Source organism: Mediterraneibacter agrestimuris (genome assembly GCF_943193195.1).
Classification (GTDB): Bacteria; Bacillota; Clostridia; order Lachnospirales; family Lachnospiraceae; genus Schaedlerella; species Schaedlerella agrestimuris.
The window spans coordinates 1-2884 of record NZ_CALPDG010000097.1 but is presented as its reverse complement, the minus strand read 5'-3'; the positions used below and the strand labels follow the sequence as shown (position 1 = coordinate 2884).

Genomic DNA, 2884 nt, shown 5'->3' with positions numbered 1-2884 from the left:
AAAATGATCTGTCAGATACAGAAATTTTTAACAGAAGGCTGTAGTTATCGCGAAATAGCGAAACGAATGGGAGTGGGGCGAAATACGATTGCGAAATATCGTGAAGGAGATCCAAAAGAATTAAGTATGTACGGAATCCAGCAGAGTAAATTAGATCCTTATTATAATTTTATTGTTCAATGCCTGAATACTGGATGGAGTAAAAGTAAAACGGTAAAAGCGATATACGGAAAAGGATATACCGGTTCGACAAGTAATGCTTTTCAATATTTATGTAAAATAGAAGATTTCTTTTATTCTTTCTTTTCCCATAGATCCTGTCTTGCGTGCAGCGTTGCTTTTCAAATCACAGAAATTAACTGTATGATTCAAAATCGCACTCAACTGATTATGGATGGTCTTTAGATAGACCTGTGAATAACCTTCTCCTTGTTTATTCCGATAGTTCATCATGGTGTTCTGCCATTGCCGAATATCGGAGGGTTTTATCTCCTGCAACTTCTTTTTCGAAAAATATGGGAGAATCTTTTTCTCTACAATATGCTTTTTCGTCAGCCATGTATTGTATTTGATTCTGGATTTTATATCATTCAGATAAAGATCTACAAAATACATATCCAGGCTCAAATTCTCCTTTAATTTAAATGCTCTTTCCCATTCCTGAGCATCACATTTGCGTTTAAATCCCCTTTTCGTCTTCTGCTTTCTTACGCCGGTCCAGTCCTTGTAATAGGTTCTTACCTCGTAAGTATTTGACTTTTGGTTTTTGATTACTGTCAAAACATCACCTCCTGCTATTTCATTTCATTCATACCGTAAACTCGTTCTTCAAAATATTTACGGCTGATTTTTCCTTTGACAACAACGAAACCTTTTTGTTCCAATTCAGCATTTAACTGACGAATCAAACGGTACGCATAGGAATCAGATACTTCTAATTCTTTTGCTGATATAAATAATTTACTAGCCCTCTACATCCCTCCTTTCTTTTTTCAGTTCATTATCGAACTGTATGTATGCATCATAACATTTCATTTCCGTACTGTCAATAGAATAATTTCAAAAATGAACGGTTTATTTTTGTATTTCATTTTTGAACTGTTTATGTTATACTTTTAAGTAATAATAAGCAAAGGAGTGTTTTCCTATGACAGTAGGTGAGAAAATAAAAAAATTCCGGATAGATCAAGGATATACACAGAAAGAATTGGCAATCATGTCCGGATTAAGCGAATCGGCAATTAGAAATTATGAACTTGGGAATCGTTTCCCATCCTCAGAACAATTGCAAAAAATAGCAAACTCATTAAAGATCAGTCCATACGCCATGTCTGATCCAAACTTTGATACTTATGTTAGTGTCATGCACGCATTATTTGCTTTAGAAGATCAATATGGACTACACGCCTATCGGGATGAATCTGGCGTACCACAGCTCATGTTTAAAGACAAAGGTCATGATTCTTTAAATATGCTGGATAATATTGGAGCATGGGCGGATATGTACCAGAAGTTCAGAAATGAAGAGATTACAGAAAAAGAATATTTAGAGTGGAAAAGTCAATTTCCTGCTAAATAAAAAGTATTTATTCATGGTCATTTATAAAAAGTATTGTCATTTGATTGTCACTAAACATAGAATAATTCATCAAGATTAAAAATAACTTTATCTGACATGAGCAATAGCTCCTTTCTGATAGGAATCCATTTCCAATCTGACAGGTACACAACCTGGCTCGTTATTCAGGTATGGCCTTCCGGCTCCCCACCTGCTAAAACATAAGCCCCTGTCGAATGGACTAATTAACTTTCTTATAAGTATCTGTTGATTAAATCAGCATCCCAAGGAGTGATACATTATTTTTCCTATCCTAAGAGATGATATCTTATGCTTTACCTGGTGTCTACCAAGAACCGTCAAACATGATAATTCTTTAGGATAACATCTGATGAAGGGAGAATTCCCTCTTTTCTTATCTTGAATATAGAAACTCGTTAACTAAGTAGTCTTATTAACTATACCATTATTATACTAGGAGGTATACAAATGCGATTCTGTGATTTATTTATCAGTTATAAAATTGGATTAAAGAACATCAAGAGTACCATTCCATTTACAAAGCTACCACCATACCGGAAGGTATTTATAATTCTTCTTCTCGTGAGCTCAATTATAAGTGGTATATTTTTATTCTTTATAAAAAAATGGGTTTCCTTTATTCCAATAGCAATAGGTATTTTATGCATTATTACATTCTTTATAATTGATTCCACCAAAAGAAATCTTCAGGTTATGCTCAAAGAGCACTATGCCCCTTACTCAGAAAGAAGAATGAAAATGGTCATTGACGTATTAAAGCAATATAAAATCGACATTAACGATTTTGATTCTATTGACAGATTAATCGAGGAAGCAAAACTTGCACAAGTACAAAGTGATTACATTGCCCCTTTTAAAAAGCCACTCAAAACTTTAGGTGCAATAATTATTCCTATAATTGCATATATTGCCCAAAAAATTGGAGATGTTGCTACCCAAACTGAAATATTTACCATAGCAATACAAGTTATAGTCCTTGTATTATTAGTATTTTCACTGATATTCTCATTAACTCCAATAATAAAAGATATTCTTTACAGAGATTATAACAAGTATGAAGAGTTGATTTATGATTTGAGACAAATAACATTATTCCATTCAAATAAATCATAACCATATTAGAGGAAATACTACATTATTGTAAACGCAAAATAGCGAGTACCTGTTCAAAATCATCCAATGTGAGATAATTGATTATTATCAAGCTTGGGGTTCTTCCGCAATTATCCGTATTCACCACTTGACAATATAAGCTTTGCGGTCAATAACTCCTTGCCACAACGG

4 protein-coding genes are annotated in these 2884 nt (G+C 33.5%); 2 read left to right on the top strand and 2 right to left on the bottom strand.

The window, feature by feature from the left end:
- Positions 1-270: 270 nt before the first annotated feature.
- Complete coding sequence (locus NFS18_RS19115; protein WP_251393134.1) at positions 271-780, bottom strand: tyrosine-type recombinase/integrase; 510 nt, start codon at positions 778-780, stop codon at positions 271-273.
- 14 nt (positions 781-794) lie between these two features.
- Complete coding sequence (locus NFS18_RS19110; RefSeq protein WP_251393135.1) at positions 795-953, bottom strand: DNA-binding protein; 159 nt, start codon at positions 951-953, stop codon at positions 795-797.
- A 194-nt stretch (positions 954-1147) separates the two neighbouring features.
- Between NFS18_RS19110 and NFS18_RS19105 the strand changes: the two genes are divergently transcribed.
- Both NFS18_RS19105 and NFS18_RS19100 read left to right on the top strand, forming a co-directional pair.
- Positions 1148-1579 carry a helix-turn-helix domain-containing protein gene (locus tag NFS18_RS19105; protein ID WP_251393133.1) on the top strand — a complete coding sequence of 144 codons (432 nt, stop codon included), beginning with the start codon at positions 1148-1150 and terminating at the stop codon, positions 1577-1579.
- 468 nt (positions 1580-2047) lie between these two features.
- Positions 2048-2713, top strand: a complete 666-nt coding sequence (locus NFS18_RS19100; RefSeq protein ID WP_251393132.1) for a hypothetical protein — start codon at positions 2048-2050, stop codon at positions 2711-2713.
- Positions 2714-2884: the final 171 nt, after the last annotated feature.

What these genes read in the sequence shown, in the direction of transcription:
- NFS18_RS19105 (WP_251393133.1), top strand. Translation starts at nt 1,148, where the DNA reads ATGACAGTAGGTGAGAAAATAAAAAAATTCCGGATAGATCAAGGATAT.
- NFS18_RS19100 (WP_251393132.1), top strand. Translation starts at nt 2,048, where the DNA reads ATGCGATTCTGTGATTTATTTATCAGTTATAAAATTGGATTAAAGAAC.